The sequence below is a fragment of the Terrihabitans soli genome, from assembly GCF_014191545.1.
Lineage (GTDB): Bacteria > Pseudomonadota > Alphaproteobacteria > Rhizobiales > Methylopilaceae > Flaviflagellibacter > Flaviflagellibacter soli.
Map to the genome: position 1 here is coordinate 1,326,524 of NZ_AP023361.1, position 26,956 is coordinate 1,353,479.

A 26,956-nucleotide genomic window follows, 5' to 3' on the forward strand; every position below is an offset into this window, starting at 1 on the left:
GCGGCGGTCTCCTTAACTTTTGTCCGGGATCACGGCCGTGACCTCGATTTCGACAACCCATTCGGGGCGAGCGAGCGCAGGAACCACAAGACCGGTCGAGCAGGGGAAAACGCCTTTCAGCCATTTGCCCATTTCGCGGTAAACGGCTTCGCGGTAGCGGATATCGGTCAGGTAGACGACGATGCGGCAGACATGGCTGAGTTCGCTGCCGCATTCCTCCAGCAGCAGCTTGATGTTCTGCATCGCCTTTTCGGTCTGCTTGCCGGCATCGCCGACATGCAGGCTCTCGCGCGTGTCGAGATCCTGCGAGACCTGGCCGCGCAGAAAAACCATCGTGCCTTTCGCAACGACCGCCTGAGACAGATCGTTGTCGAGCTTTTGCTCCGGATAGGTCTCGCGCGTGTTGAACGGACGGATGCGTTTATGCGTGGTCATCGTGCTTCCTGATATTGAAGAAGAGCGTCCCAACCGGGCCGGGAGAGAAGGGCGGTAAGCCGGTCGAACATCCGGCTGGCATCGGCGAGTTCGTCCGTGCCGATCCATTCGTCGGCGATGTGCGCGCGGGCGATGTCGCCGGGACCGCAGACGAGCGAGGGAATGCCGGCAGCAGCGTAGAGCCCGGCTTCCGTGCCGAAGGAAATGGTGGAGGGCGTCTCTTTGCTGCCGCTCAGCGTCTGCACGATGGAGGTCGCGGGGCTCTGCGCCGGAATATCGAGCCCCGGATAGTCGATCATGTTTTCCATCTGCGCATAGGCTTCGGGCGCGACGGCCTGCAGTGGTGCGAGGGCGGTCTCGACGATGAGGTCGACCCGCCGCAGCAGCGCCTTGATGTCCGTCTTCGGCGTGAAGCGGATCTCGAATTCGAGCACGGCTTTTTCCGGCACAAGATTGAGCGCCGTGCCGCCATGCAGCGAGCCGACATGCACGGTCGCGTAGCGCGGGTCGAAGCCGGGCGCCTCTTCACGCAGTGCGGATTCCTGGCCGAGGGCGCGCAGGCCGGTCGCGATCTGCGCCGCGGCATAGACGGCATTGGCGCCACGGTCCGGATAGGCGGAGTGGCCGCCGCGGCCGGAGATCGTGATGCGGCGCGCGACCTTGCCTTTATGGCCGCGCACGACGCGCATCTTGGTCGGCTCGCCGATAATGCAGAGTACAGGCTTTGCGGGAAGAGCTGCGACAGCGGCCACGAGATCGGGCGCGCCTTTGCAGCCGAGCTCTTCGTCATAGGAGAAGGCGATGTGGATCGGCGCCGTCAGCTTTGCGGCGCAAAAGCTCGGCAGATGCGCAAGAACAAGCGCGACGAAGCCCTTCATATCGGTCGCACCGCGTCCGAAAACGCGTCCGTCGCGGCGGCTTGCGGTAAAGGGCGGCGTCGACCAGTTCTGGTCGTCGGCGGGTACAACGTCTGTGTGCGCGGAGAGGACGACGCCGGGCCGGCCGACAGGCCCGATGCTGGCGAGGATCGAGGCTTTCGTGCCCGACGGATCGTGGATGATCTTCGAGGTCACGCCGTATTGGGCGAGATAGGCGGCGATATAGGACACCGCATCGAGGTTCGGCCCGCCGCAGACTGTTTTGAACTCAATCAGTCTCGACAGAATATCGACCGCCCGCGCGACATTGGCGCCGGTGGCGTCGCCGCCGGTTCCAAGGATCGAGGGGGCGGGCAGTCCTTCCATCTATGCGGCTCGCAGTCGCTGGTAGGCGCGCTGGGCGTGAACGAGCGGCGGGCTGTCGGTCTGTGCAAGGCCGACGACGATGCCGGCAATGATGCGGTGCGATCCGAAATCGAACACCTGGGCGACCGTGCAATCGAAGGCGCAGACGGCGCCGATAAGGGCGGGCGCGCCGGTGACTAGGTTCTGCCATTCGCCGGAGGCGAAGCGGTCATCGCGCAGTTCGGCGATGCGGCCGGCAAAGGTGTCGGCGACGCGCTCTTGGCCGCACGCCAGAACATTGGCGACGAAGACGCCGTTCTCGAACAGTGTCGGCAGCGCCCGGCTTTCCTTGTGCACACACAGGATTACTGAAGGCGGCTCGAGCGAGAGAGAGCACAGCGTCGAAACCGTGACCCCGGCGCGGCCAGCCTTGCCATCCGTCGTAATGACGGTGACACCGGTTGCCGTCGTTGCCATCGCATCGCGAAACTCAGTTGCATCGACCGTGTTCATTTTGACGATCCAATCCGGTCGGACAGATCGGCGGCCTTGCGGACGAAGTCGAGCGGTCCGGAGAAATCGAAGCTGCCGTAAACGGCGGCGAGATGGTTGAAGTGCGGGGCCTGCGCGAACTGCACGAAGGTCAGGCGATGTCCGGCATAGTCGGAGTTCAGAAGATCGCGGGCGAAGGCCAGAAGCTTGCGGCGGTCTTCGGATTCCCACTTTTCATTCAGCGTGTAAAACTTCTTCAGCCAGTCGCCGGAGCCTTCGGCCTTGAAGCTTGCGGCATTCGGGGTGATGCAGATCTGGCCGCCGCAGAGTTCACGCGCGATGTGCATCATTGCCGGAAGCTGGGAGCAGGCGAAGACGCGGCCGGCATAGAGCATCGACTGCTGCGGCATCAGAAGCCCGCCCGGGCTCTTTTCGGCCATGGCGATCGAGGCCGTGAGATGCGCGTTGATGCCTTCGCGGTAGCAGACGAGGTCGGCGAGCTTTTCCTTCACCGACTGAAGCTTTTCGAGGCCGGTCTGCTTGGCGTTCCACATGGCGGCGCCAATCATCATGTCGGCGACGTAGAGAAGACGCAGCACATAAGGAAACGCCGAATAGCGGTGCAGGGTCGAACGGATGAACTGCGCCGCCTTGGTATGACGGTAGAAGAAAATATCTTCCCAGGGGATCAGTACATCGTCGAACACAACCAGCGCTTCGACTTCGTCGAATTTGTTGGCCAGCGGATAATCGGCCGGGCTGTTCTTGCCGGCAAAACCCGAGCGGCAGATATGTTTGACGCCCGGCGCGCCCATCTTCACGATGCAACCCACGGCGTAGTCGGACAGTTCTTCATTGGTCCAGGCACCGACGGTCGGCTTCAGGAAGGCCTGGTCGGCATAGGCTGCGGCGGTCTCATATTTGGCGCCGCGGATGATGATGCCGGCATCCGTTTCCTTGGTGACATGCACCAGCATGTCCGGGTCCTGATCCTTCGGTGCGCGCGAGCGGTCGCCCTTCGGATCGGTATTCGCGGAGACGTGGAAAATGTCCTCGGCCAGAACGCGCGCCACATGACGGTCGACATTGTTGGCAAATTCCGGATTGAACTCGGCGAGGACATCGCGGCCATCCATCAGCGACCAGACTTCGCCGATCGTCTCGTCGCCGACGCGGGTGACGACGCCGCCGATATCTTTCATCACGGCGTCGACGATATCGACCTTGTCGTTCCAATCCTGCTTTTCGCGCGGCGGCTTGTAGAACTTCGTGAGGGTTTCGCCGTTTTCCTGATAGGTCAGACGATCCTTATACTTGGCATCGTGCTGCATATCGTACATACGAGAACGGATATCGACGATGGGCTTGAACGCCGGGTGCTTGGTGACGTCGGAAACGCGTTCGCCGTCGATCCAGATTTCACGGCCGTCACGCAGCCCCGCCCGATACTCGTCACCTGTCCGGATCATCTTGGTCCCTCACCACTATTCTGAGGGAAGCTTGCGTTGGCCGGGTGGATTGATAAAATATTTTAAATATTGGATCGGGATAGAAAAAGCTGATGAATGTCTCCCTGCGGGCCCTGCGTTACGTCGTGGCCACCGCCGACAGCGGCAATCTCACAGAGGCCGCGCGGAAGCTAAATGTCTCTCAGCCCTCAATTTCTTCGGCCATTGCCCAGGTCGAGGACGAGCTCGGGGTGCAGATTTTCATCCGCCACCATGCGCGGGGTGTGACCCTCACTTCCGCCGGCGCCCGCATCATCGGCGAGGCGAGGGGGCTTTTGAACCACGCCCGCGATTTCACCCAATCGGCCAAAGACCTCGGCTCGGAGCTGCGCGGCGAGATCTCGGTCGGCTGCCTCTGGACCATCGCCTCGCATCTGATGCCGAGCATTCTGTCGGGTTTTGCCGAAAGCCATGGCGGCGTCGTCGTCAGCCTGGAGGAGGGAGATCAGCAGAACATTCTGGATTCGCTCGCGGCGGGCCGCACCGAGCTTGCGCTGTCCTACCGCTTCGCCATTCCCGACGAGGTCGCCGGCGAAAAGCTGACGGCGTTTCCGCCTTATGCGGTTCTGCCGGCCGGTCACCGGCTCGCCGGGCGGAAGGACGTCGAGCTGGCTGAACTGGCGGAGGATGAGTTCATCCTGCTCGATATGCCCTATTCGCGCGATTACTTCCTCAATCTCTTCCGTGCGCAGGGGCTCGAGCCGAAGGTCGCGTTCCGCGCCCGCACGCAGGAACTGGCGCGCGGTCTTGTCGGCCATGGCCGCGGCTACACCATCACCAATCTCGTGGCCAAAAGCATGGACACCTATGACGGCGGGCGCGTCGCGGCGATCCCGATCTCCGGCGATCCCGAGCCTGTCGAACTGATGATCCTGGCTCTGAAGCGTCAGTCGCAGCGTCCGGCGGTTGATGCCTTCGTCGCGCATCTGCGCGAAATGTTCGCGCCGGACATCCCGGTCAGGAAGAAAGCGGCTTCGCGCCGATAAGATCGGCAATCGCCATCAGAGCAAGCTCATAGCCCGAGGCGCCGAGCCCGGCGATGACACCGGTTGCGGCCTTCGAGACGTAGGAGTGATGGCGGAAGGGCTCGCGCTTCCAGATATTGCTCATATGCGCTTCGATGATCGGGCCGTTGAAGGCGAGCAGTGCATCGAGGATCGCGACCGAGGTATAGGTCAGGCCCGCGGCATTGATGACGATGCCGGCGGCCGAGCCCCGCGCTTCCTGAATCCAGGTGACGATCTCGCCTTCGGTGTTCGACTGACGGAAATCGAGGTCGAGTCCGAGGGACGCCGCGCGCTTTTCGCAGCGCGCCTTGATCGCCGGAAAGCTCTCAGTGCCATAAGTGCCCGACGGGTCGAGCCCGTAGAGATTGGCGTTAGGCCCGTTGAGGAGGAACACTTTCGGCGTCGGCATCTAAACATCCTGTGGCTTCGATATGCATAGGCTAATTGCTGAGAAGCGAAACACTAAATCGTGTTTTTCTATGCGAGGCATCGGACAATAATGGTCAGTCCGCCGGTTTCATCGGCGGGAGGCGGCTTTTATGCTCGCGCCGAGTTCGATTGGAGTTTTTATGTCCGCGAGTGCCCCACAGTTCCGCCCCGATGGTTACGGCTCCAAAGCGCGGATCGGGCTGATCTTCATAGCTTCCAGCGTTGCTATGGACGCCGAGATGGGCGCGATGGCCGCCGAGGGCGTTGCCGTCCATACGACGCGCATCCATCTGCCGAAGGTCACGGTGCAGGGCATCGAGGAGATGATGAACCATCCGATGCTGGAACAGGCGGCGCGCCTGATCGGCTCGGCGCCGATCGATGTCATGTGCTTCGGCGGCACCAGCGCCTCCTTCCTTCACGGCACGGCCTATGATGTTGCGCTGACGAAAAAGCTGCAGGCCTGGGTTCCCGGCCCGAAAGTCACGACAGCTTCGACCGCAACGCTTGCGGCGCTCAAAGAAGTCAAAGCCGGGAAGGTCGCGCTCGCAACGCCCTATGTCGGCGAGATTCACGACCGCGCCATCCGTTTCCTGGAAGAAAACGGACATCAGGTTATGAAGAGCGCAAAGCTCGACATCACTTCCGATCATGCGCTCGCCGAAGTGCCGCTCGATAAGGTTTATGAGCATGTGCTGTCCGTCGATCATCCGGACGCCAGCGCCATTTTCATCAGCTGCACCAATTTCCGCACCGTCGGCGTCATCGAGGCACTGGAGCAGAAGCTCGGCAAACCGGTGATCTCCGCCGTTCAGGCCTCGTTCTGGCATTGCCTGGAGCTTTGCGACGTCAACGGTGCCAAGCCCGGCTACGGCCAGCTCTTCTCAAAGCGCCTCGCCCCCTGAAAACCCATGCTTCTGGAAACTTCAACTTTTGTCGCCTATCTATATCCCCTCCCGGAGGATAGGACTGACCGCATGACCGAACATTCCCACGATCCGCATATGCACCACGAACAGGTCGCCAAGCGCCTGCGCCGCGCCGAAGGGCATCTAAAAACCGTCGTCAAAATGATCGAGGAGGGCCGGCCCTGCCTCGACATCGCGCAACAGCTGCACGCCGTCGAGAAGGCGATCGGGCAGGCCAAGAAAACCCTGATCCAGGACCATCTCGATCACTGTCTCGAAGAAGCCATCGGCACGCTATCGCGCAAAGAGCGCGCGCCGATCGACGAGTTCAAGGAAATCACGAAGTACCTCTAGGAGCTTTCGCCCATGCCGTCCTTTGCCTCGCTCATCGCCCAGAGCTCCGCTCATGCCTGGCTGTTCATTCCGAGCGCAATTCTTCTCGGCGCGCTGCATGGGCTTGAGCCGGGCCATTCGAAGACGCTGATGGCGGCCTTCATCGTCGCGATCCGCGGCACGGTTAAGCAGGCCATCCTTCTCGGCCTCGCGGCCACCATCTCCCACACCGCCGTCGTCTGGGCCATCGCGCTGATCGGTATGTACCTCTATCAGGGTGTCGATGCGGAAACGGTCGAGCCTTATATGCAGGCCGTGTCGGGCGCCGTCATTATCGCGCTTGCGGTCTGGATGCTGTGGCGCACCTGGAAGGATCAGCAGATGGCCAAGCTCGCGGCGGGCCATGTGCACGATCATGGCCACGGCCATTCGCATGACCACGATCACGGCCATTCCCACGATCATTCTGAAGTCACGCAAAACGCCGGCGATGTGCGGAAGATCGACACCGGTCACGGCCTGCACAAGCTCGAACTCAACAAGTCGCACGGCCACGCGCATTGGCGCTTCTCGCCTCAGGTCGGCAAGCCCTGGGGCGCGAAGGAAGTGAAGCTCACCATCGAGCGTCCGGGCGGGCGCGAGCAGGCCTTCACCTTCCGCGAACGTGAAGGCTTTATCGAGAGCGTCGAGGAAGTGCCCGCGCCGCACGATTTTATGGTCCGCCTCGCGCTCGGCCACGGCAATCACTCGCATGATTTCGATGTGTCGTTCCTTGCCAGTGTCGAAGGTCACGATCACATGCATGAGGAGATGCGCGGCCTCGATCTCGGCACCGACGGCTATCAGGACGCGCATGAGCTTGCGCACGCCAACGATATCCGCCGTCGCTTTGCCGGGCAGACAAATGTCAGCAATTGGCAGATCACGGCCTTCGGCCTGACGGGCGGCCTCATTCCGTGCCCGGCGGCGATCACCGTGCTGCTGCTCTGTCTGCAGCTGAAGGAAATCCCGCTTGGCGCGGTTCTCGTGCTGAGCTTCTCGATCGGTCTTGCGGTGACGCTTGTCTCGGTCGGGGCGCTGGCCGCCATCGGCATGCGCCATGCCTCACGCCGTTTCTCAGGCTTTTCGACCTTTGCGCGCCGCGCGCCTTATTTCTCCGGTGCGCTGCTGATCCTGGTCGGCCTTTATGTCGGCATCCACGGCCTGTCGGGCATTGCCTGATCCAGACGGCCCCGGGCGAGACGTCCGGGGCCGATTTGTTCAGGAAAATAGTCTCTCCGGGTGTTCTTTCGGTGCGGCGTCAAATCCCGCCTTTAAAAATCCCCCCCGATCCTCTAAGCCCTCACCAGTCGGGGCGTAGCGCAGCCCGGTTAGCGCACCTGTCTGGGGGACAGGGGGTCGTGGGTTCGAATCCCGCCGCCCCGACCATTTCTTTTTGACCTTCAAACCCTTCCCCACCTGAAGGAGCCCCATGGCAGCCGCCGTCGAGCCTTCCCGCTTTTCGCTTCGCGACCGCCTGACCACCTTTCTCGATGCCCCGCCGTTCCAGGCGGCGATCATCGGCCTCATCCTCTTCAACGCCCTGATCTTCGGCCTTGAGGCCATTCCGGCCGTTGTCGAGAAGATCGGTCCGCTGCTGATCGCGCTCGATCACCTCATCCTCTGGATTTTCGTCGCCGAGATCGTGATCCGCCTTGCGGTGTTCGGTCCCGCGCGCTTCTTCCGCGATCCGTGGTCGGTCTTCGATTTCATCGTCATCGGCATGGCGCTTCTGCCGGCGACCGGCGCTCTGTCCTCGCTCCGGGCGCTGCGGGTGCTGCGGGTGCTGCGTCTTATCTCGATCATGCCTTCACTCAGGGCCGTGGTGGATGCGCTGCTCCGTGCCATGCCGGCTATGGGCTCGGTCGCGGCGCTTCTGCTGCTTGTTCTGTATGTAGGCGCGGTCATCGCAACGCGGCTTTACGGGACGTCCGATCCCGAGCGCTTCGGCGATCTCGGCAATTCGCTCCTGACCATGTTCCAGATCCTCACGCTTGAGGGCTGGCCGGACATCATGCGCGCGACCTTGGAGACGCATCCGTTCTCCTGGCTGTTCTTCGTGCCCTTCGTGCTGATCGCGACCTTTGCCATCCTCAACCTGGTCGTCGCCGTCATCGTCGATTCCATGCAGAGCGGCGTGCAGGCGGCGGTCGCCGAAGAGGATCAGAAGCGCGATACCGAACTCATGGATTTCGAGCACGACATCGAAGCCTCTCTGGCGCGGATCGAAAAGGAACTCGCGGCACTCCGGGCCTCGGTGAAACCGAAAGCCCGGGCGGCGGCCGCCCGGGGCTCCAGGGCGGCCAAGACCGGGAAAAAGCGCAAGCGCTGAGGCCGGGCTTGGCTGAAACCCCGGCAAACCGCTAAACCGGGCAGGGGACTTCGGGGAGGATTCGGCTTTGTGGCGCAATGCGGCTTCGGTCGGCGGGCTGACGCTCGTCTCGCGCCTGTTCGGCTTTGTCCGCGACGTCGCCATGGCGGCGCTGCTTGGCGCCGGCCCCCTGGCCGACGCTTTCATGGTGGCCTTCCGCCTGCCCAATCATTTCCGGGCGATCTTTGCCGAAGGGGCGTTCAACGCGGCTTTCGTGCCGCGCTATGCCGCCGTCCTGACGACCGAAGGCGAGGCGGGAGCGCGGCGCTTTTCCGGCGCGGTCCTGTCGCTGATCCTCATCGTGCAGGCGGTGCTGCTTGTCGGCGCGCTCGTCTTTATGCCCGCCGTTGTGACGCTGCTCGCGCCGGGCTTTACCGATACGCCGGATCAGTTCGCAACAACGGTCGATCTGACGCGCATCACCTTCGGCTATCTCGCGCTGATTTCCGTCGCGACTTTCGTTTCCGGAATGCTCAACGCGCATGAGCGTTTTGCGGCGGCCGCCGCCGCCCCCATCCTTCTAAATGTCTGCATGATCGCGGCGCTGGGTCTTGCGCGGCATTTTCCGACGGTCGCGCATGCGCTTGCTTGGGGCGTTTTGATCTCGGGCTTCGTGCAGCTCGCTTATGTCGTCTGGGATCTCTGGCGCTCGGGCCGCCGTCTTGTTCTGGCAAAGCCCGTTCTGTCGCCGGACATCAAGAAATTTCTGCGCGCGTTCGGCCCGGCGGTTCTGGGTTCCGCCGGCGTGCAGCTGGCGATGTTCGCCGACACCATCATCGCAAGCTTTCTGCCGACAGGCTCGGTCTCCTACCTCTACTACGCCGACCGTCTTTACCAGCTGCCGCTCGCCGTGATCGGCATTGCGATCGGCGTCGTGCTGCTGCCGGACCTGTCAAAGAAAGTTGCGGCGGGAGACGAGAAGGGCGTGCGCGATGGCCTCAACCGCGCGCTCGAAGGCATTTTCATTCTCACTTTGCCCTGCGTCGCGATCTTCCTTCTGATGGCGGAGCCTGTGATCGCGGTTCTGTTCGGCCGCGGAGCCTTCGATCAGGCGGCGGTGACAGGCTCGGCGCGCGTGCTCGAAGCTTATGCGGTGGGATTGACCGCCATCGTCGCGCTGCGCGCGCTGACGCCGGCCTTTCATGCGCGCGGCGATACGACGACGCCGGTTTTGGCGCTCGGCGCGGCAACGCTCGTCAATATCGCGCTGAAGATCGCGCTCATGGGATCGTTCGGTGCGGCGGGGCTTGCCTTCGGCACCGCGGCCGGCGCCTGGGTCAACGCGCTGATCCTGGCCGTGTTGCTCGCGCGTGCCGGGCGTCTGACCTTCGATCAGCGTCTCATCCGGCTTGTGCTGCTGGCGATTGCCGCGAGCTTTGCGCTGGCCGCTGTCGTGACAGGGCTTGAGCCGTTCGCTGAGCGGTTTACGGATCTCATCCCGGCGTTTCCCGATCTCGTTCCCGTCGCTCTCAAGCTCGGCCTCGGCGGGGCCGCTTACCTCCTCGTGATGGCCCTCGGCTGGAAGGCAATTTCACGAAAAAGCGGCTCTATCCGTTAATATTACCGCGTAATTCACCTTGCCGATCAGCGGTTTACTGGTACTCCTGACAGCGCGGAGGACCAGTCAAAATGCCAAGTTCGTCAGCAGCCCGTTCCATGCCTTTCGAGTCGGCCTCAGGCCGTTCGCTCAAGAACGTGCTGATCCAGGACGCCGGCTATACCCCCTATGAAGACTGGGCCTGGCAGGGCTACCGCCTCGCTATTCTTGCCTTCGCCAAGGAATACGGCCTGAAGCATCTCATGGAGATCGGCGGCGGGCGCCGTCCGCTCTTCACGCCGGAAGAATGCGCAGCTCACGGCTTCGAGACGACCATTAACGATATCTCGCCGGTCGAACTCGAGAACATGAAGGTGATCTTCCCCACCGCCTGTTTCGACATTTCGGGCGACATCTCTTCGCCGGAGATCAAGAAGGGTCATTACGACCTCATCTATTCGCGCATGGTCTTCGAGCATGTGAAGGATGTGGAGCAGGCCTGGAAGAACATCTATCAGCTGCTTTCGCCGGGCGGCGTCGCCATCGCCTTTTATCCGACGCTCTATGCGCTGCCTTTCCTCGTCAACAAGCTGATCCCCGAAAGCGTGTCGACGAAGATCGTCGATATGCTCTACGGTTTCCGCAAGGGCGAGAACATGCTGAAATTTCCGGCCTATTACGATCATTGCTATGGCGATGCGAAGAAGGTCGAGCCGATGCTCAAACAGATCGGCTTCAGCGATACGGCGGTGATGCCGTTCTATGGCCACGACTACTTCAAGAAGCTTCCGGTGCTGCGCGAGATCGACAATGCGATCCACGACATCGCCCGCAGGAAGAATCTCGCAAGCCTGTCGTCCTACGCTTACGCCGTGGTTCGTAAGTAAGGGCGCAAGTGACGGCGGTTCTCCGCCTCATAGGCGAACACGGCGGCGATGAAGCCCCAGGTGCAGCCCAAAATCAGGAAGTAGTGACGCCAGTGATCGGTGTCGATCACAAAGCTCATCAGGCTGAGACCGATATAGGTCGCAAGCAGCGCGCCGAGCGGCCGCTGAAACGGTGAAGGGCGCATCAGCGCGCGTACGCCGAACAGCCAGGTCAGCAGCACCAGCATCGCATAGCTGCCCCAGCCCAGCCATCCATACGAGAAGAACGCGTTCAGATATGTGTTGTGCGTATCGACGTGGAATATCTCGCCGAATTTGAACGGGCCGAGACCCATCGGATTGTCGAGGATCATCGGCAGGCTCTGCAGCTGGTTGGTGAAGCGGCCGCCCGGGCCGGTGTCGTAGCTCTGCAGGCTGAGGCGCGCCATGAAGGTCTTGCTGATGGCGGGGATGGCAAGAATCGCCACAAGTCCCGCGCCCAAGGCCGCAGCGCCAAGGATCGACACGACGATCACGCGCATTCTGAGACGCGCCGACGGTGACAGCACCAGAAGAAAGATGACGGCAAGGCCCGCCGACAGCATGAAATGCGCCCAGGCGGCGCGCGAGAAGGCGAGAAGCAGCGCGATCAGGATGATGCCGAAGGGAGGCGCAAGCAGGATCATGTTGCGGCTTTTGCCGGTCAGCATGTCCTGCAACATCAGGATCAGCGGCAGGATGAGAAAGGGCGCAAAGACGTTCGGATCTTTGAACAGGCCCTTGGCGCGTCCGTAGAGTGTTAGCGTCTCGCCCATCACGCCGAAATAGCCGGCAATGCCGAGCAGCGCCGCCAGCACCGCCGTCAGAATATAGCCGGTCTTGATCGCCGCAAACCGCTCCAGCGGATAGCGCGACAGAACGAGCGCATAGAAGATCGCGTTCGCGCCCATAAACAGCGAGACCACGACATACATCTTGGTCTTGGGCTCGTCGAAAACCTGAAACAGCGCGATGACGCCGCCAATCTGAAAGAGGATCATCAGGACGGTGAGCGGCAATATGGTCGGTCGCACTAAAATTCCCGCCAGCATCGCAAACAGCAAAGCGGGAATAAACATCACCTCATAGGGCGACGGCTCGAAGAGAACGAAGCTGCCCGAAAATGCAAAGAGGCCGAGGACGAAGCGCGCAAGCGTTTCTGCGACACTGATTCTGCGGAGAGGATAGGCCGCCTCTGCGGCGGGCGCGCTCAATAGGCGTTTTCCGAACTCGTCAGCAGCGAGACGGGCGTCTTGATGAGGATCAGCGCGTCCAGCATCACCGACCAGTTCTCGATGTAATAGAGATCGTGGGCGACGCGGTTCTGGATCTTATCGGCCGTGTCGGTCTCGCCGCGCCAGCCATTGACCTGCGCCCAGCCGGTGATGCCGGGTTTGACGCGGTGGCGTGCGAAATAGCCGTCGACGGCCTGGTCATAACGGTGTGCTGCGGCCTTGGCGTGCACGGCATGCGGACGCGGGCCGACGAGCGAGAGATTGCCGGCGAAGACGACGTTGAACAGCTGCGGAAGCTCATCGATCGAAGTCTTGCGGATGAAGCGACCGACGCGCGTGACGCGGTCATCGTTCTTGGTCACGAGCTTGACGGCGCTCGCATCCGCTTTCTCGTGATACATCGAGCGGAATTTGAAGACTTCGATCAGCTCATTGTTGAAGCCATAGCGCTTCTGGCGGAACAGAACCGGGCCGCGCGAGTCGAGCTTGATGGCGAGCGCTGTCACAAGCATCAGCGGCGATAGCGCGAGCAGCATCAGCGCGCCGACAAAACGATCGAATATCCATTTCATCACGACATCCCAATCGGCGATCGGGCGGTCGAGCATGTCGATGACCGGAACGTCGCCAACATAGGAATAGGAACGCGGGCGGAATTGGAGCTTGTTGGTATGCGCCGACAGACGGATATCGACCGGCAGCACGGAGAGCTTTTTCAGCACTTCGAGAATGCGCGCTTCGGCGGTAATCGGCAGTGTGAAGATGACGAGGTCGATGCGGGTGCGGCGCGCAAAGGCAATGAGATCGTCGACCGTGCCGAGCTTCGGCAGGCCGGCAACGACGCTTTGCGAGCGCCCATCTTCGCGGTCGTCAAATACGCCGAGCATCAGGACGTCGGAGGATGTATCGGCGCGGATCTGATCGATGAGCGCCTCTCCGGCGGGGCCGCCGCCGACGATGACGGTGCGGCGCGTCAGGCGGCCGTCGCGCATCCAGCGGCTGACGAGGGTGTGCAGCACGATGCGGCCGATGCCGAGGAAGGCAAGTCCCAATATCCACCACGCGCTGAGCCAGCTGTCGCCGGGGGCGCTGGCAAGTCCTACCGCGCCGAGACCGAGCCAGGGCACGAAGATCGCGAGCGACCATGCGCCGACGAGGCGCACCGCCTGCGAAAAGCCGCTGCGGAACATCGTCACCGAATATAGCTGCGCCGCTTCCATGGCGATGACAGCCGACATGGCGATGGCCGTCAGCAGCAGCGTCTCGAGCCAGTACCAGCCGGGCTGTTCGGGGGTGAAAAAGCTGATGGCGATGGCGCCGGTCGCCATGATGAGGCCGAGATCGACGCCGCGCGCGATGCCGGTGATGACGGCGGGGGAATAGCGGGCCTGGACCGGATCGTCGGACAAAGCGCGCGCAAGATCTGACAGAGCGCGGCGGCTTTCCGAACGGGGAGCAGAGCGCCGGTCGCGCTGGCCGTCGCGCGGTCCGCTGCGGCGGTCTTCGGTGCCTGAACTTGCGCGTCCGCGTCCGTGGGGGCTCATCCTGAAATCTCTCGAATTGGCGCGCTCCTGCGCGCGCCGAAAAATTAGCTAAAAGGCGTAGCGGAAGGCTTAATCCGGCCCGGCCAATCGCGGTGTCTCGGACCCAACGCCTGCCGGTAGGCGATGATCCCGTCCTCGATCATCCGGTCATAGGAAAAGTTCTTGCGGATATGGGCGGCCAGAGCCGCAGCCTCGGTCAGCCGCTCGACTTCGCTTTTGCTGAACGTGTTCTTGATCGTCGCGGCAAGGAATCCCGGTTCGCCCGGCGGCACCAGCCGGTCGGCGAAGGGACCGAAGATTTCCGGTATGCCGCCGACATTGGTTGCGATGAGCGGCATCCGGGCGGCGGCGGCTTCGAGCACGACATAGGGCAGGCTTTCGCCGCGCGAGGGCATGACCATGACCTTCGCAAGACTCAGCGCCTCGCGGATCGGCATCGGCGGCGAGAAGGTGACTTGCGCTGAAAGCCCAAGCTCTTGCGCCGCATTCCTGATGTTCTGCTCATCCGGGCCGGCGCCGACGAGAAGCGCGGTCAGGCGGCGCCCGTCGCGGGCAAGGCGGGCCAGCGCGTGGAGGAGGGTATCGACGCCTTTCAGCACCCGCATCTCGCCGAGATAAAGGATGTCCTTCGCGTCGGGCTGCTGGGTCACCGGCTCGAATTCGGCGTCGGTGACGCCGTTGCGGACGATGACCAGAGGTTTCTTGATCGGGCCGATATCCTGGTCGGCGCGCCGGGCGATATAGGCGCTCTCCATCAGGAACAGGCTTGTCTTGAACAACAGGATTTTTTCGACGAGCCGGTAGAGCTTGTCGCGCGGCGCATCGCCCGCGAAATGGAACGAGCCGCCATGCGGCGTATAGATTCGCGCCGGCCAGGAGGTGTCATAGAAGGCGGGCAGGCGCGCATAGAGCCCGCCTTTGGAACCGTGGCCGTGCAGAATGTCCGGCCGTCTTTCCTTCACGATACGGCGCACTTCCTTCAGAGCCGCAAAATCGCTCGGCCCGGGATTGCGGCTCATCGGAAAGCGCGACAGGCCGAGCGCGAGAAGCGGCGCGATCTGTTCGAGAGCCGCTTCCGCGCGGGCGCCGCCGGTAGATGAGTCACAGACAATGCCCACCGCATGGCCCCGGGCAATCTGGCCGCGCGCGACATCCATGACGTGTCGGAAAAGCCCGCCCACAGGCGTGCGGAAGATATGCAGAATCCGGAGCGGCGAAGATTCGCCCGGCATCAGAACCAGCGTTCGTGAACGAAGACCGTATCGCCCGGACGGATCACGGTCGTCATCGGTACGCGCACACGCGCCACCCCGGCATCGTCGCGGCGCGCCAGCTGGACCGAATCCTGTCTGGCGCGGGCCGTATAGCCGCCGGCGATAGCAACAGCCTGCTCGGCGGTCATGCCGGCGACATAGGGATACTGACCTGCCTGATTGACTTCGCCGAAGATGAAGAAGGGCCGGTAGCCTTCCACTTCGACGGAGACGTTCGGCTCGCGGAGATAATCTTTGCCGAGTCGCGCTTCGATGACGCGCTTCAATTCCGCCGGGCTCTGCTGCGCGGCGGGCACCGCGCCGATCAGCGGCATGGCGACATTGCCGCTCGCATCGACCGCATAGGTCGACGACAGAGTCGGCTGATTGAAGACGGTGATTCTCAGTTTGTCGCCGGGGCCTAGGCGGTACGGCACTTCACTCGTCGGACCGCCGCGCGCGACAAGCCCCGGCCGATCCTTGGCGCAGGCGCTAAGGCTGAGAGCGAGACAAAGAAGGGCGGCAGTACGGAAAAGGACGCGCGACATGGCTCTTCATCGCCGTTTCGACTGTCCTTGAGATAAAACGGCTATGGTTAACAAACCATTGGGGAATTAACTGCATCCTAACCATGATCTCCGACAAGGAAGATGAGTTCTCAGCACCCCGGGGTTTGCCTATATGGCCGGCGCGTACAACGGATATGCCACCTACAGCGAGCCTCAGTCCGAGGCGGATCTTCCCGCCATCGGCCGTTCTCTGTGGAACAAGAAGGCGCTGATTCTCGGGCCGACGCTGCTTGCGGCCGTTCTTGCGCTGTTCGTCACCGGCTCGATGACGCCGATGTACAAATCCGACGCGCAGGTTCTCGTCGAAAGCAATGACACCATCTATACGCGCCCGGCGCCCGAGGGGACGCAAGGCACGGAGAAGCAGGCGGCGGACGAGCTCGCCGTGCAGAGCCAGGTGCAGCTTCTCCTGTCGCGCGATCTTGCCCGTGAAGTCGTCACCCGTCTGAAGCTTGCCGAGACCGACGAATTCGATCCGGGCGGCGGCACCGTCTCGGTGCTGAAGCGCATCATGGTTCTGCTCGGACTGTCGCGCGATCCGATGCGGATGAATCTCGACGAGCGCGTGCTCGATGCCTATTTCGATCAGCTTGCCGTTTATGCCGTGCCGTCCTCGCGCGTCATCGTCATCGAATTCTCTTCCGTCGATCCGGAGCGCGCGGCGCTTGTCGCCAATACGGTCGCCGAGACCTATCTGGAGTTCCAGCAGGAGGCCAAGCAGTCGACGACGCGCAAAGCCTCCGATTGGCTCGCCGCGCAGATCAAGGATCTGTCGCGCAACGTCGCCGAAGCCGAAGCGCGGGTCGAAGAATTCCGCTCGAAGGAAAATCTCTTCCTCGGTTCGAACAATGCGACGGTGACGACCCAGCAGCTCGGCGAACTGAACACCGAATTGTCGCGCGCCCGCGCCCAGCAGTCCGATGCCATTGCGAAGGCCAACAGCATCCGCGACACGCTGAAGGCCGGACGGCTTGAATCGCTCGATATCCAGAATTCCGATCTTCTGCGCGGCCTTGCGCAGCAGCGCGTAGGGCTGGCGTCCACCATGGCCCGCGAAGGCCGCATCTATCTGCCGGGCCATCCGCGCATGAAGGAGCTTGCGGCGCAGCAGGCCTCGCTCGATTCGGAAATCCGCGATGAGGCTTTGAAGCTCGCCCGCGCCTATGAGAACGAGGCCAACGTCGCGGCCGGACGTGTCGCCTCCGCGCAGGCGACGCTCGATGCGCAGAAGAAGATCTCCGGCAGCGCCAGCGGCCAGGAAGTGCAGCTTCGCGCGCTCGACCGCGAGGCAAAGGCCCAGCGCGATCTTCTGGAACAGTTTCTCTCCCGTTATCGCGATGCGGTGGCGCGCGAACGCGTCGAAGCCATTCCGCCCGATGCACGCATCATCTCCCGCGCCTCGCCGACGAACACGCCTTATGCGCCGCGCCCTGTCGCCATTACCGCGCTGACGGGTGTTGCGGTGTTCATCCTTCTTGTCGTCCTCTTCACCGCCAGCGAATTCATGATCGTTCCGGCCGGTGCGGAGACGGCCCCGCGCGCATCCGCGCTGCCGCCGGCTGCCTCGCCTGCAGAACCGGAAAATCCGTACACGAGAAGCGCGCTTCTGCAGCCCGATCCGGTGGTCGAGCCGCTACCGAGTCCCGAGCCCGTACCGGATCTTGAGTCCGAGCCGGACGTCGAACCCTTGCCTTTGACTCGCGTTGTGAAGCCGGCGGCCGCGCCAAAGCCCGTCAAAGAGCGCGCCTTCAACCTGCCGAAAATCTTCTCGCGATTCCGCAAGCCCAAAGAGCCTGTGGTGCATGTCGCGCCGCGCCTTCCGGCTGCGCGCCCGGCCGCGCCGCCTTATGGACCGCCGCCGGTTACCGAGCCGCCGGCAAAGCCCGTTGCCGAAGCGCCTGAGCCTCCAGTGTCTGTTGCCGCTCCGGTAGCTCCTCCTGCGCCCGAACCCACATCGGAACCCGTGGCCGTCGTGCCGCAGCCCGTTGCAGCGGCCCCCGTGACTCCGCCGTCTGCGGCTCCCGCTGCTCCGGCTCCCGCTGTGCCGCCAGCTGCTCCCGCCGCACCGGCAGCGCCCGCATCTCCGCCTCTGTTCCGGGCCGCGGCGCAGGACATCGAGGCCGCGGATATGCGCGTCCTCGGCGATCTTGCGAAACATCTTGCCGGAACGCCAAAGGGCGATGACGGCGCGCTGACCATCCTGTCGGTCTCGGCCTCGGCGGGCGTCGATGCGGGCGGTGTTGCGCTGACGCTCGCGCGTTCCCTCGGCGAAGCGAACCGCAAAGTGATCGTGGCGGACGCCGGCAGCGACAGCCGCGAATATCTGGCGGCGCTGCCCAATCCCAATGAATGGGGCCTTGCCGAACTCATCGCCGGCAAGACCTCGTTCGGTCAGGCCATTCAGCGCGACCGCGGCTCGTCGGTGCATCTGATCGCGCCGGGCGCGGCGGACCTTCTCAACACCGCCGCCTATACGCGCATCGGCATCGTGCTCGATGCGCTCGGGCTGACTTATGATTTCGTGATCGTTCTGTCGCCGTCGGCCGAGCGCCCCGAGGATATGGCGGCTTTGGCCAAACGTACCGATGCCGCGATCCTCGTATCGCAGGCGAAGGATGCGCCGACGGTCGCCGCGCATAACGCGCTCGCCGCGGCCGGCGTCGGCGATGTCATCGTGCTTCTCACCGATCCTCCGCGCCGCGCTTAAAAGGCCGTACAATGGCCGATGCCCGCACAAACCGTTTCCGCACCGCGCTCGACCTGATCGGCGCGAGCGGCCTGCATCATGTCTTCAGCGCGCTGACGCGCGGCGCCGGCATCGTCTTCACGCTGCATCATGTCCGTCCCTGGGACGGGCGTGCATTCGCGCCGAACCGGCTGCTTGAGATCACGCCGGACTTTCTCGAAACCGTGCTGACCTATCTTGCAGAGATCCGCTACGAGGTCGTCTCGCTCGATGAGGCGGTGGCGCGTCTTGCGCATCCGGGTGAGCGGCGCTTCGCCAGCTTCACCTTCGATGACGGCTATCGCGATGTGCGCGATCACGCGCTGCCGGTGCTGCGCCGCTTCAATGCGCCGGCGGCCTTGTTCATCACCACATCGTTCGCAGACGGCACGGGCGATCTGTGGTGGCTGACGCTGGAATCCGCGATCGCTAAATCATCCTCGGTGCGGTTCGGCGGCGAAGAGATGGACACGTCGACGGTCGCGGCCAAGGACGCGGCCTGGGAGAAGATTTACTGGAAGCTGCGCGCGATGAGTGAAATGCGCATGCGCGAGGAGATCGCGGGGCTTGCCGAACGGGCGGGGACCGATGCGAGCGATGCCGCAAAGCATCTCTGCATGAGCTGGGACGAGCTGCGCACCGTGGCGCAGGATCCGCTAGTGACGATCGGCAATCACACCGTTCATCACTACATGCTCGCAAAGCATCCGGAGTCGGTGATGCGCGAGGAGATCGCGGAGACTCAAACCCGCATCGCCAGCGAGCTCAGCATCACGCCGCGCCATATCGCCTATCCGGTCGGCGATCCGACCTCGGCTGGCGCGCGCGAATTCCGCGCGGCGAAAGATATGGGCCTGTGCGGATGGACGACGCGGCTCGGGCTGCTTTTTCCGGAGCACAAGGACCATACGAGCGCGCTGCCGCGCGTCTCGCTCAACGGCTATTACCAGGAAAAGAAATATGCCGAGCTGTTCGTCTCGGGTCTGCCGTTTGCGATCAACAACCGCTTCCGAAGGGTGAATGTCGACTAGTCCGGCCGCGACATCCATTTGATGAGAACAGCGGCGGGGATCGTCCAGCCAAGCCCGGCGATGACGTAATAGAAGAACTGCCAGAGCTTGCCGCCTTCGCCGAGCCGCGTCTGCGCCAGCGACATGAACAGGAATGCCCAGCCCATCACGAGGACGATCATCAGCGCGGTGCCGATCAGCTTGCGGGTGCGGATTTTCATCTCGGTTTTTCCGGTCCAAAGGGTCGCGTTGCGCCGGGCGGGCGAGGGGCCTATTTCAGGCGCCTGTTTAAGGTTCAGCGCCCATGGCCGCAACTCGCTCGCTCCGCCCCGTTCGCATCTGGCTCCTGATCGTCGCCCTTATGGTCGCCGTGATGGTGCTCGTCGGCGGCGCAACGCGTCTGACGGAATCCGGTCTCTCCATCACCGAATGGAAGCCGGTCACCGGCACGCTGCCGCCGCTCTCCAGAGAGGCCTGGGAAGCGGAATTCGCCAAATACAAAGAGATCCCGCAATACCAGCAGATCAACCGGGGCATGAGCCTCGATGAGTTCAAGACGATCTTTTTCTGGGAATGGGGGCACCGGCTTTTAGGCCGGGTGATCGGCTTTGTTTTTCTTCTGCCGCTGATCTTCTTCTGGTGGCGCGGCTACCTTTCGCGCAGCCTTGCGCCGAAGCTTGCGGTTCTCTTCGTCCTTGGCGGTCTGCAGGGCGCCGTGGGCTGGTGGATGGTGGCGTCGGGCCTTGTCGATCGCGTGTCCGTTGCGCCCTACCGGCTCGCCGTGCATCTAACCTTCGCCTTCTTTCTGTTCGCCGCCATCATCTGGGTGGTGCGCTCGCTGTCGCCAGCAAAAGGCGAGCGGGTGCCAGCAGGCGTGAGGCGCGGCGCTTTTGCGGTGATGATCATCGCATTCGTGCAGGTCTTTCTCGGCGCCATCGTCGCCGGCCTCGATGCCGGGATGACCTTCACCACCTGGCCCTTGATGGACGGGCATTTCATTCCGGGCCTCGACAGCCTGACGGCCATGGAGCCGGCCTGGCGGAATCTGTTCGAGAACCCGATGACCTCGCAATTCGTGCACCGGATGACGGCCTATCTTCTTCTGATCGCCGCGATCCTCCACGCGTTTCAGGCGCGGGGCACCGCGGCCGGGAAATCAGCCATCGTGCTGGCCGGGCTTGTGACGCTGCAGGCGGTGCTCGGTATCCTCACTCTTGTCCATCTCGTGCCGATCCCGCTCGCTCTGGCGCACCAGCTCGGCGCCCTGTTCGTCATCGGCCACGGCACCGGCCATGTCTGGAAGGTCTCGGCCCGGCCTTAAGCGGGAACCTCCAGCTTCGGGGCGGGTTGTCCCCGCTAGCAAGGAGGCCCCAATGGAAACTGTGGCGACTACGGCCAAGAAGCCGCTCGGCCGCAATCCGCTGATTGCGAGCGACCGTGTGCAGGGTGCGTCCGTCCGCCGGCCCGACGGCGAAAAGATCGGCAAGATCGAGCGGCTGATGCTCGACAAGATCTCGGGTAAGGTTGCGTATGTGGTGATGAGTTTCGGCGGGCTGCTCGGCGTCGGCGAGCGCTATTACACGCTGCCCTGGGCCAAGCTCGATTACGACGACAAGCTCATGGCCTATGTGCTCGACGTCACCAAGGCGCAGCTGCAATCGGCTCCGGTTCTGAACTCGGAAGGCGAGGCCGGTCTGGATCGCAGCACCGAGCGCGCGCTGCACGAACACTACGATACCGATCCCTATTGGCGGCTCTAATGGCCCGCAGGGTCTGGAATCGAAAACGGCGCCCCACAAGGGCGCCGTTTTTTCATAAGCCGTTCGAAACCTGATTAGGCGGCCTGAGCGACCGGCGCGTCGGCGATCTCGACGGTGAGGATTTCTTCGCGGCGGCGCTGACGCTCGGCGCGGATATAAAGACCAAGAGCAGCCCAGGACGCGACGACAAACGCGAAAAAGGCAATGGCGAGCTGAAGCGGCAACTGTTCCAATTTCAATTCCCCTCAAGCGGTCGTATGGACCGCGCGCAATAAAAACTCGAACGCCTTAACGCGGCGTATCGCACTTTGGTTCGCGGCCTTGGCCTTTAGTAGCCGTTATGCCGCAGGCGTCGGAAGGAGCGCGTCTTCGCGCCGGACCGTACCTGGCCGCTCCAGCCAGGCGGGAACGGGGAGGCCCTTTTCGCGCAGGAAAGCCGGATTGAACAGCTTGGATTGATAGCGCGTGCCGTAATCGCAGAGCACTGTGACTATCGTGCACCCCCGGCCGAGATCCTTGGCCAGGCGCACGGCGCCGGCGACATTGGTGCCGGTCGAGCCGCCGAGACAAAGCCCTTCATGTTCAAGGAGATCGAAGACGATCTTCACGGCTTCCGCATCGGGGATCTGATAGGCCTTATCGACCGGCGCGCCCTCGAGATTGGCGGTGATCCGGCCCTGGCCGATGCCCTCGGTGATCGAGGATCCTTCGGCCTTCAGCTCTCCGGTTGTGTAATAGGAAAAGAGCGCCGCGCCCGGCGGATCGGCCAGCGCGATGGTGATTCCCGGGTTCTTCGCTTTGAGACCGATGCCGACGCCGGCGAGCGTGCCGCCGGTGCCCACCGCCGAGACGAAGCCGTCGATCTTGCCTTGGGTCTGTTCCCAGATCTCAGGCGCGGTCGTTTCAATATGCGCCTGGCGGTTCGCGACATTGTCGAACTGATTGGCCCAGACAGCGCCGTTCTTTTCGGTCTTCGCCAGCTGCGCGGCGAGGCGGCCCGAGACCTTCACATAGTTATTGGGATTGGCGTAGGCGACCGCCGGGACTTCGACGAGCTCGGCGCCCGCGAGCCGCAGCATGTCCTTTTTCTCCTGGCTCTGCGTGTCCGGGATAACGATCACGGTTCTGAGGCCAAGCGCATTGCCGACAAGGGCAAGGCCGATGCCGGTATTGCCGGCGGTGCCTTCGACGACCGTGCCGCCCGGCTTCAGCGTGCCCTTGTTCAGAGCATCCTGGATGATGAAGAGCGCAGCGCGGTCCTTCACCGACTGGCCGGGATTCATGAACTCGGCTTTGCCGAGGATCTCGCAGCCGGTCTCGTCCGACACCCGGTTGAGGCGGATAAGCGGCGTGTTGCCGATGGCGTCGAGGAGGGTCCGGCGAATTGTCATGTCGGGGGTGTGAATTAGGAGGTTATGCGTTGGCGCAAAGTATATCTCCCGTCAAATGGGGGCAAGGGCGTCAGGTGGCTAACCTGCAAAGGGCTTAACGGGCCGGCCGCGGCACCCCCGGCGGCATGTCCCCGATCTCGTCCGGTCCGTGCGAAGCCGTCCATACTTTTACGCGGTTTTCACCGGGCGCGTGTTTCCTCAGGCGACGGGTGGGGGAACGAGATGGGCATTTTTATTACGGCTGTGACGCCCAAAGGCATTTTTGTCGGCACGGCTCTGGACGCGCCGGGCGCGCTGAAGCTGGCCGAGGGCCTCGGCGCCATGGACATGACGGATATCAAGGTCACCGAAAAAGGGCAGGAGCCCGTGACGCTCGAGCAGTATCAGGCGATCCATGCCCGGCCCTGGCCCTACCGGCCGCCGCTTGGCCGCGACATTCCCTTCGGGCCGAAATAGACCTCGGAACACAAAGAGCGCTTCCGAACTGCCCCTCAAACCTTTCGCCGCTTTATCGCGGATCGAACATGTGCGGGTTCAGATATCTGTACAAATTCGCAGGAATGAGCCCGGCCTTCGGCGTTGCGATCAGGAGCGTATCCACTTTTTCGCAGATGTTCAGGAACGGAAGTACGACGTGGTAATGCTCGCGTTCCCAAAAGTCGTGAAAGGCCAGCTTTGTCTGCGACCCGACGCGGAGCAGGGCCTGAAGCGTACACGCAACGCGAAAGCGCCCGTCAATGAGCAGGCAATCGACGGTATCCGCGCGCACCTCGTTCCAGATCTGGCTGTGATAGTTGGGCCAGCGGGCCTTCGTCCTTTCATCCTGGGGGCTGCCCCAGTTGCCGACAGGTCCGATGTCGGCGTACCGGGCACTAAGCCGAACGCCGCTTTGGGCGATCTCCGGGGAGCTGCTCACACGCTTGATCCAGTCGGCGTCGGAATCGACGCAGTAAATTTCAGAGACCCCCATTTGAGCTGCGAAAATCGTTGAGCCGCCGCACCCGAATTCGACAAGACATTTTGTGCCGCGCAACGCGTGCCTGTAGGCCTCCATCTCGGGAACGGTCATACGCATCTGCCAGCCTTCGGCGATGCTCTGATACGCTACTTCTTTGGGGACCGTTTGCGTTTGGGTCATCGCCATTCAGCAGGTTGAGTTTGGTGCCAGGGCATAGCCTAGGTCAGCGGCGCGAGAAGTGTGCGCTTCATTTCGAGATTGTGAACCGAATTCTTGAAAGCTGTCCCGCCTCGGAACGCGTGAGGTCCAGGGACCTCGCGCAAAAGCGATGATTGCGTTTCTCGATCAGTTGGATGAGAAAACCCGCACGATGGGCGCGACTGACCGCGTCGCGGGACGGGCCGGATATGATCGCTGCACTCAAGACTTTGCCGGCCTTCGTGATCAGCCTGTCGCGCACGCCGGCGCGGCTCGCTGCGTTTCGCACACTCAATGCTCAGATCGGACTCGACATCGAGCATTTCGAGGGCACTGACGGGCAGCGTATCCAGCTCCACAAGCTGGTGAAGTGGGGCAAGATCACCGAAACCGCGAACTACAAACCGGGTATGATCGGTTCGGCCCTGTCGCATGGCGCGCTGTGGGAGAAGGCGGTGGAAATCGGCTCTCCGATCCTCGTCTTCGAAGACGATGTGCGGCTGCGCCGGGATTTTGTCGCGCAGGCCGCAGCTCTTCTCGCGGAGGCGGGCGATTTCGACATCGTCATGTTCGGCTTCAACACCGATCATCCGGTCTGCGCGGGGCTTTTCCCCGGCTGCGACGGACTTGTCAGCTTCTCGCTTCCTTATCCGAAACCGGAGCAGATGGAGGCCTTTGCCGGGGCAACCGAGCGGCCCGCGCTCTTGCCGCTGCGCGGCATGTTCGGCGGGTGTGCTTACGCCATCTCGCCGAAGGGCGCCGCGGCTTTGCTCAAAGCGTGCTTTCCGCTCGATAGCCGCCCGGTTCAGTTCTCCGAAGGCATGCGGCCGTTTCCGGCCTTCAGCCTCAACGGCATGATGAACACGGCCTATCGCAAGCTTGATGCCTATATCGCCTTTCCGCCGATCGCTCTGTCGCCGAACGACCAGAAGGCGACCACCACCGGCGGCATCGCTGCGGGCATGAAAGCCTGACGAAGAAAGGGCCGGCCCATTTCTGGACCGGCCCTTCGGAAACTGGCTCCCTGAGTAGGATTCGAACCTACGGCCATTCGATTAACAGTCGAATGCTCTACCGCTGAGCTATCAGGGATCGGCGGAGCGCTAACAAGCGCCGCTCGCGGGGCCTCGATATAGCAGAGTCTCGCGCTGTGCCAAGCACCGGCTCTCGCCCTGGGCTCCGATCGTTCTAAATAGAGGGTGGTCGGGTGCCATCAACGGGTCAAATGAGCACAAAACTGAGGTTCGGAAGAAGGTCCGTGCCCCTGCCGGGCCATCCGGCGGTGCGGATAAGTCTGGGCATCCTGCTGATCCTGTGCGGATTTGTGGGATTCTTGCCGATTCTCGGCTTCTGGATGGTGCCGTTCGGGCTTCTCGTCCTGTCGGTGGACGTTCCGGCAGTGAGGCGCTTCCGACGCCGGATGGAAGTCAAATGGGGCCGCTGGCGGCAACGGCGGAGGGCCGCCCGCGAGGGAGCAGAGGCCTAGGCCTGGCCGAGCACCGCGACGATGAACCAGAGAAGTCCGCCGGCAACGCTGAGCGAGAACAGTCCGAGCGCGAATTCCTCACCGATATCTTTCCTGAACATGTGAGCCTCCTGAAGGGTCTTGCCCTTTAGTCGCGGCGGCCCGGCAAGCGGTTCACGGCAAACGCTAAAAGTGTACTCAACCGACGATAATGTTCTGGTTGCAACCTTTTAGTAAGGTCGGAAAGGCAATCTATTTGGAACTCTAGGTCCAGTCTTGGGGGGACCTTGGTCGCCAACGCCGTTCTCCTGGTCACCGATGACCGGATGCGCAGTGCCGATGTGCCCGCGCTTCTGGCGGGCAATCTTGCCTGCGACATGGTCGATCTCGACGCCACGCTTCTGGCGGCGGCCAAAACGCACAAAGCGGTAATTTTCGACGTCGACCTCGGCGATCACGACAGCGCTCAAAAACTTCAGGCTGCACTGTCCAAAGCCGGAAAGGGTGGGCCGCCGCGCATTTTCCTCACCGAGGAAGTGTCCCATCACGCGCGCGTTCAGGCCGCCGCGTTCGGCGGCGCGGCGGTGATCAACCGGCCGATCAAACTGCAAAAACTTCTCCTTGCCATTTTCGGCCCGCCGCCGGAGCCCGCGCCCGTCATCGTGTCGGGGGAAGTTGTCTCCGCATCGAAAGCTGCGGCCGGCACGGTCGCGAACCTCTTCGATGCAATGGTGAAGGATGCGCCGATCGATCTGCGCATGATGGAAGAGGAGGGCGACATGATCGATGCCGCCCTTATTCGCGGCGAGATCACGCAATGGATCGCGGCGGTGCGCGAACATCATTCCTACACCTACCGTCACTGCATGCTCGTCGCCGGCGTAACCGCCGCATTTACGCAGCATCTCGGCATCGGTGCGGCCTGCCGCAGACGGCTGATGCGCGGCGCGCTTCTGCACGATGTCGGCAAAGCGCGCATCCCCGTCGCAATTCTCGACAAGCCGGACAAACTGACCGAGGCCGAATTGCAGATTATGCGCACCCATCCGGCGCGCGGCCGCGAGTTCCTGCGCAAACATCACAGTGGGGAAACCGAACTGATCGATATCGTCTACCGCCATCACGAGCGTCTGGATGGTTCGGGTTATCCCGAGGCGCTGAAGGCCGCCGACATATCCGATGCGGTGCGGCTGATCTCGATCTGCGATGTCTATGCGGCGCTGATCGAGCCGCGTCCTTACAAGGCGCAGTCGACGAAGGCCGAAGCCTTTGCCATCATGGAAGGCATGCACGGCAAGCTCGACGGCCAGCTTCTGAGCGCGTTCAAGCCGATCGCACTCGGCGATCTCTAACGGTCGATATGGCCGAGATCGCGCCCGGGATCGAGCCGGTCGCGGATGCGCTGTTTGAGGGTTTTGATGTCGGGAAAGCCGCCATCGGACACCCGGTTCCAGATCAGATCGCCGTTATAGGAGATGGTGAACTCGCCGCCGGTCGCCGGGACGAGGGCGACCTCGCCGATATCGTTGCCGAAGGTGGACAGCACTTCCTGGGCCATCCAGCCGGCGCGCAGCAGCCAATTGCACTGAGTGCAGTAGGAGATGACGATCTTGGGCTTTGGGGCGGTTTCGGCCGTCATGTATCTGACCGGAAGGAAATCG

At 62.6% G+C, this 26,956-nt stretch carries 28 protein-coding genes and 2 tRNA genes; 15 read left to right on the plus strand and 15 right to left on the minus strand.

Annotated features, from left to right (window positions below):
* Positions 1-12: 12 nt before the first annotated feature.
* From IZ6_RS06955 to IZ6_RS06970, 4 genes are read right to left on the minus strand one after another with little or no spacing between them, the layout of a single operon-like run.
* On the minus strand, positions 13-435 hold the full coding sequence (locus tag IZ6_RS06955; RefSeq protein ID WP_222877271.1) for a RidA family protein: 423 nt from the start codon (positions 433-435) through the stop codon (positions 13-15).
* Positions 432-1,679, minus strand: a complete 1,248-nt coding sequence (gene argE, locus IZ6_RS06960) for an acetylornithine deacetylase (RefSeq protein WP_222877272.1) — start codon at positions 1,677-1,679, stop codon at positions 432-434. Before argE ends, IZ6_RS06955 begins: the two co-directional genes overlap by 4 nt.
* A complete protein-coding gene (locus IZ6_RS06965; RefSeq protein WP_222877273.1) occupies positions 1,680-2,171 on the minus strand; it encodes a flavin reductase family protein in 492 nt (163 codons plus the stop codon).
* Positions 2,168-3,619 carry a 4-hydroxyphenylacetate 3-hydroxylase family protein gene (locus tag IZ6_RS06970; protein WP_222877274.1) on the minus strand — a complete coding sequence of 484 codons (1,452 nt, stop codon included), beginning with the start codon at positions 3,617-3,619 and terminating at the stop codon, positions 2,168-2,170. The genes IZ6_RS06965 and IZ6_RS06970 overlap by 4 nt, the downstream gene beginning before the upstream one ends.
* A 92-nt stretch (positions 3,620-3,711) precedes the next feature.
* On the opposite strand from IZ6_RS06970, the gene IZ6_RS06975 reads away from it, so the two are divergent.
* Positions 3,712-4,644, plus strand: coding sequence for a LysR family transcriptional regulator (locus IZ6_RS06975; RefSeq protein ID WP_222877275.1), 933 nt, complete (start codon positions 3,712-3,714; stop codon positions 4,642-4,644).
* Here IZ6_RS06975 and IZ6_RS06980 read toward each other — a convergent pair.
* A complete protein-coding gene (locus IZ6_RS06980) occupies positions 4,616-5,074 on the minus strand; it encodes a type II 3-dehydroquinate dehydratase (RefSeq protein ID WP_222877276.1) in 459 nt (152 codons plus the stop codon). The two genes, IZ6_RS06975 and IZ6_RS06980, sit on opposite strands and share 29 nt — an antisense overlap.
* Positions 5,075-5,234: 160 nt before the next feature.
* Here IZ6_RS06980 and IZ6_RS06985 point away from each other — a divergent pair, with 160 nt between their 5' ends.
* The 7 genes from IZ6_RS06985 (at position 5,235) to IZ6_RS07015 (ending at position 11,169) form a co-directional block, all read left to right on the plus strand.
* A complete protein-coding gene (locus tag IZ6_RS06985; protein WP_222877277.1) occupies positions 5,235-5,999 on the plus strand; it encodes a maleate cis-trans isomerase family protein in 765 nt (254 codons plus the stop codon).
* 72 nt (positions 6,000-6,071) lie between these two features.
* Positions 6,072-6,356: a metal-sensing transcriptional repressor gene (locus IZ6_RS06990; protein WP_222877278.1), complete on the plus strand. Its 285-nt coding sequence runs from the start codon at positions 6,072-6,074 to the stop codon at positions 6,354-6,356.
* 12 nt (positions 6,357-6,368) lie between these two features.
* Positions 6,369-7,556, plus strand: coding sequence for a nickel/cobalt efflux transporter (locus IZ6_RS06995; RefSeq protein WP_222877279.1), 1,188 nt, complete (start codon positions 6,369-6,371; stop codon positions 7,554-7,556).
* A gap of 129 nt (positions 7,557-7,685) precedes the next feature.
* Positions 7,686-7,763 (plus strand) — tRNA-Pro (locus tag IZ6_RS07000).
* 43 nt (positions 7,764-7,806) lie between these two features.
* Positions 7,807-8,706, plus strand: a complete 900-nt coding sequence (locus IZ6_RS07005) for an ion transporter (protein WP_222877280.1) — start codon at positions 7,807-7,809, stop codon at positions 8,704-8,706.
* Between the two features lie 67 nt (positions 8,707-8,773).
* Positions 8,774-10,303 (plus strand): murein biosynthesis integral membrane protein MurJ, encoded by a 1,530-nt coding sequence (murJ, locus tag IZ6_RS07010; protein WP_222877281.1) that lies wholly within the window; start codon positions 8,774-8,776, stop codon positions 10,301-10,303.
* Between the two features lie 98 nt (positions 10,304-10,401).
* Entirely contained in the window at positions 10,402-11,169 is a 768-nt protein-coding gene (locus IZ6_RS07015) for a class I SAM-dependent methyltransferase (RefSeq protein WP_222877282.1), read from the plus strand.
* Here IZ6_RS07015 and IZ6_RS07020 read toward each other — a convergent pair.
* The 4 genes from IZ6_RS07020 to IZ6_RS07035 all read right to left on the minus strand — a co-directional run bounded on the left by IZ6_RS07020 (position 11,148) and on the right by IZ6_RS07035 (position 15,767).
* Positions 11,148-12,401: an O-antigen ligase family protein gene (locus IZ6_RS07020; protein WP_222877283.1), complete on the minus strand. Its 1,254-nt coding sequence runs from the start codon at positions 12,399-12,401 to the stop codon at positions 11,148-11,150. The two genes, IZ6_RS07015 and IZ6_RS07020, sit on opposite strands and share 22 nt — an antisense overlap.
* Entirely contained in the window at positions 12,398-13,966 is a 1,569-nt protein-coding gene (locus tag IZ6_RS07025) for an undecaprenyl-phosphate glucose phosphotransferase (protein WP_222877284.1), read from the minus strand. Before IZ6_RS07025 ends, IZ6_RS07020 begins: the two co-directional genes overlap by 4 nt.
* Positions 13,967-14,010: 44 nt before the next feature.
* On the minus strand, positions 14,011-15,123 hold the full coding sequence (locus IZ6_RS07030) for a glycosyltransferase (RefSeq protein ID WP_420825574.1): 1,113 nt from the start codon (positions 15,121-15,123) through the stop codon (positions 14,011-14,013).
* A gap of 74 nt (positions 15,124-15,197) precedes the next feature.
* Positions 15,198-15,767 carry a polysaccharide biosynthesis/export family protein gene (locus IZ6_RS07035; RefSeq protein WP_222877286.1) on the minus strand — a complete coding sequence of 190 codons (570 nt, stop codon included), beginning with the start codon at positions 15,765-15,767 and terminating at the stop codon, positions 15,198-15,200.
* A gap of 133 nt (positions 15,768-15,900) precedes the next feature.
* Here IZ6_RS07035 and IZ6_RS07040 point away from each other — a divergent pair, with 133 nt between their 5' ends.
* Positions 15,901-18,495: an exopolysaccharide transport family protein gene (locus IZ6_RS07040; RefSeq protein WP_222877287.1), complete on the plus strand. Its 2,595-nt coding sequence runs from the start codon at positions 15,901-15,903 to the stop codon at positions 18,493-18,495.
* Between the two features lie 11 nt (positions 18,496-18,506).
* Complete coding sequence (locus IZ6_RS07045; protein WP_222877288.1) at positions 18,507-19,544, plus strand: polysaccharide deacetylase family protein; 1,038 nt, start codon at positions 18,507-18,509, stop codon at positions 19,542-19,544.
* Here IZ6_RS07045 and IZ6_RS07050 read toward each other — a convergent pair.
* Positions 19,541-19,744 (minus strand): DUF2842 domain-containing protein, encoded by a 204-nt coding sequence (locus IZ6_RS07050; protein ID WP_222877289.1) that lies wholly within the window; start codon positions 19,742-19,744, stop codon positions 19,541-19,543. The genes IZ6_RS07045 and IZ6_RS07050 overlap by 4 nt on opposite strands.
* A gap of 83 nt (positions 19,745-19,827) precedes the next feature.
* On the opposite strand from IZ6_RS07050, the gene IZ6_RS07055 reads away from it, so the two are divergent.
* On the plus strand, positions 19,828-20,844 hold the full coding sequence (locus IZ6_RS07055) for a COX15/CtaA family protein (RefSeq protein ID WP_222877290.1): 1,017 nt from the start codon (positions 19,828-19,830) through the stop codon (positions 20,842-20,844).
* Positions 20,845-20,896: 52 nt separating this feature from the next.
* Positions 20,897-21,283 carry a PRC-barrel domain-containing protein gene (locus IZ6_RS07060; RefSeq protein WP_222877291.1) on the plus strand — a complete coding sequence of 129 codons (387 nt, stop codon included), beginning with the start codon at positions 20,897-20,899 and terminating at the stop codon, positions 21,281-21,283.
* A 74-nt stretch (positions 21,284-21,357) separates the two neighbouring features.
* Here the strand turns inward: IZ6_RS07060 and IZ6_RS07065 are convergent, their stop codons facing one another.
* Entirely contained in the window at positions 21,358-21,516 is a 159-nt protein-coding gene (locus IZ6_RS07065; protein ID WP_222877292.1) for a hypothetical protein, read from the minus strand.
* A 105-nt stretch (positions 21,517-21,621) separates the two neighbouring features.
* A complete protein-coding gene (locus IZ6_RS07070) occupies positions 21,622-22,674 on the minus strand; it encodes a cysteine synthase A (protein ID WP_222877293.1) in 1,053 nt (350 codons plus the stop codon).
* A 222-nt stretch (positions 22,675-22,896) separates the two neighbouring features.
* On the opposite strand from IZ6_RS07070, the gene IZ6_RS07075 reads away from it, so the two are divergent.
* Positions 22,897-23,130 (plus strand): hypothetical protein, encoded by a 234-nt coding sequence (locus tag IZ6_RS07075; protein WP_222877294.1) that lies wholly within the window; start codon positions 22,897-22,899, stop codon positions 23,128-23,130.
* Positions 23,131-23,182: 52 nt separating this feature from the next.
* Here the strand turns inward: IZ6_RS07075 and IZ6_RS07080 are convergent, their stop codons facing one another.
* The gene (locus IZ6_RS07080; RefSeq protein WP_222877295.1) at positions 23,183-23,818 is read right to left on the minus strand and encodes a hypothetical protein; all 636 of its coding nucleotides are present in this window, start codon (positions 23,816-23,818) and stop codon (positions 23,183-23,185) included.
* A gap of 221 nt (positions 23,819-24,039) precedes the next feature.
* Here IZ6_RS07080 and IZ6_RS07085 point away from each other — a divergent pair, with 221 nt between their 5' ends.
* Positions 24,040-24,804, plus strand: coding sequence for a glycosyltransferase family 25 protein (locus IZ6_RS07085; protein WP_222877296.1), 765 nt, complete (start codon positions 24,040-24,042; stop codon positions 24,802-24,804).
* Between the two features lie 43 nt (positions 24,805-24,847).
* Here IZ6_RS07085 and IZ6_RS07090 read toward each other — a convergent pair.
* A tRNA-Asn gene (locus IZ6_RS07090) sits at positions 24,848-24,922 on the minus strand.
* Between the two features lie 660 nt (positions 24,923-25,582).
* Here IZ6_RS07090 and IZ6_RS07095 point away from each other — a divergent pair.
* Entirely contained in the window at positions 25,583-26,647 is a 1,065-nt protein-coding gene (locus IZ6_RS07095) for an HD-GYP domain-containing protein (RefSeq protein WP_222877297.1), read from the plus strand.
* On the opposite strand, the gene IZ6_RS07100 is transcribed toward IZ6_RS07095, so the two are convergent.
* Positions 26,644-26,934, minus strand: coding sequence for an Rdx family protein (locus IZ6_RS07100; RefSeq protein WP_222877298.1), 291 nt, complete (start codon positions 26,932-26,934; stop codon positions 26,644-26,646). The genes IZ6_RS07095 and IZ6_RS07100 overlap by 4 nt on opposite strands.
* Positions 26,935-26,956: the final 22 nt, after the last annotated feature.

Bases quoted from the DNA above. Each gene is read 5' to 3' on its own strand.
- IZ6_RS07030 (WP_420825574.1), bottom strand. From the start codon at position 15,123: ATGGATGTCGCGCGCGGCCAGATTGCCCGGGGCCATGCGGTGGGCATT.
- IZ6_RS07055 (WP_222877290.1), top strand. From the start codon at position 19,828: ATGGCCGCAACTCGCTCGCTCCGCCCCGTTCGCATCTGGCTCCTGATC.
- IZ6_RS06990 (WP_222877278.1), top strand. From the start codon at position 6,072: ATGACCGAACATTCCCACGATCCGCATATGCACCACGAACAGGTCGCC.
- IZ6_RS06980 (WP_222877276.1), bottom strand. From the start codon at position 5,074: ATGCCGACGCCGAAAGTGTTCCTCCTCAACGGGCCTAACGCCAATCTC.
- IZ6_RS06955 (WP_222877271.1), bottom strand. From the start codon at position 435: ATGACCACGCATAAACGCATCCGTCCGTTCAACACGCGCGAGACCTAT.
- IZ6_RS07080 (WP_222877295.1), bottom strand. From the start codon at position 23,818: ATGGCGATGACCCAAACGCAAACGGTCCCCAAAGAAGTAGCGTATCAG.
- IZ6_RS07060 (WP_222877291.1), top strand. From the start codon at position 20,897: ATGGAAACTGTGGCGACTACGGCCAAGAAGCCGCTCGGCCGCAATCCG.
- IZ6_RS07045 (WP_222877288.1), top strand. From the start codon at position 18,507: ATGGCCGATGCCCGCACAAACCGTTTCCGCACCGCGCTCGACCTGATC.
- IZ6_RS07035 (WP_222877286.1), bottom strand. From the start codon at position 15,767: ATGTCGCGCGTCCTTTTCCGTACTGCCGCCCTTCTTTGTCTCGCTCTC.
- IZ6_RS07085 (WP_222877296.1), top strand. From the start codon at position 24,040: ATGATCGCTGCACTCAAGACTTTGCCGGCCTTCGTGATCAGCCTGTCG.
- IZ6_RS07015 (WP_222877282.1), top strand. From the start codon at position 10,402: ATGCCTTTCGAGTCGGCCTCAGGCCGTTCGCTCAAGAACGTGCTGATC.
- IZ6_RS06970 (WP_222877274.1), bottom strand. From the start codon at position 3,619: ATGATCCGGACAGGTGACGAGTATCGGGCGGGGCTGCGTGACGGCCGT.
- IZ6_RS06975 (WP_222877275.1), top strand. From the start codon at position 3,712: ATGAATGTCTCCCTGCGGGCCCTGCGTTACGTCGTGGCCACCGCCGAC.
- IZ6_RS07100 (WP_222877298.1), bottom strand. From the start codon at position 26,934: ATGACGGCCGAAACCGCCCCAAAGCCCAAGATCGTCATCTCCTACTGC.
- IZ6_RS07075 (WP_222877294.1), top strand. From the start codon at position 22,897: ATGGGCATTTTTATTACGGCTGTGACGCCCAAAGGCATTTTTGTCGGC.
- IZ6_RS06985 (WP_222877277.1), top strand. From the start codon at position 5,235: ATGTCCGCGAGTGCCCCACAGTTCCGCCCCGATGGTTACGGCTCCAAA.
- IZ6_RS06965 (WP_222877273.1), bottom strand. From the start codon at position 2,171: ATGAACACGGTCGATGCAACTGAGTTTCGCGATGCGATGGCAACGACG.
- argE (WP_222877272.1), bottom strand. From the start codon at position 1,679: ATGGAAGGACTGCCCGCCCCCTCGATCCTTGGAACCGGCGGCGACGCC.
- IZ6_RS07070 (WP_222877293.1), bottom strand. From the start codon at position 22,674: ATGACAATTCGCCGGACCCTCCTCGACGCCATCGGCAACACGCCGCTT.
- IZ6_RS07005 (WP_222877280.1), top strand. From the start codon at position 7,807: ATGGCAGCCGCCGTCGAGCCTTCCCGCTTTTCGCTTCGCGACCGCCTG.
- IZ6_RS07025 (WP_222877284.1), bottom strand. From the start codon at position 13,966: ATGAGCCCCCACGGACGCGGACGCGCAAGTTCAGGCACCGAAGACCGC.
- IZ6_RS07040 (WP_222877287.1), top strand. From the start codon at position 15,901: ATGGCCGGCGCGTACAACGGATATGCCACCTACAGCGAGCCTCAGTCC.
- IZ6_RS07050 (WP_222877289.1), bottom strand. From the start codon at position 19,744: ATGAAAATCCGCACCCGCAAGCTGATCGGCACCGCGCTGATGATCGTC.
- IZ6_RS06995 (WP_222877279.1), top strand. From the start codon at position 6,369: ATGCCGTCCTTTGCCTCGCTCATCGCCCAGAGCTCCGCTCATGCCTGG.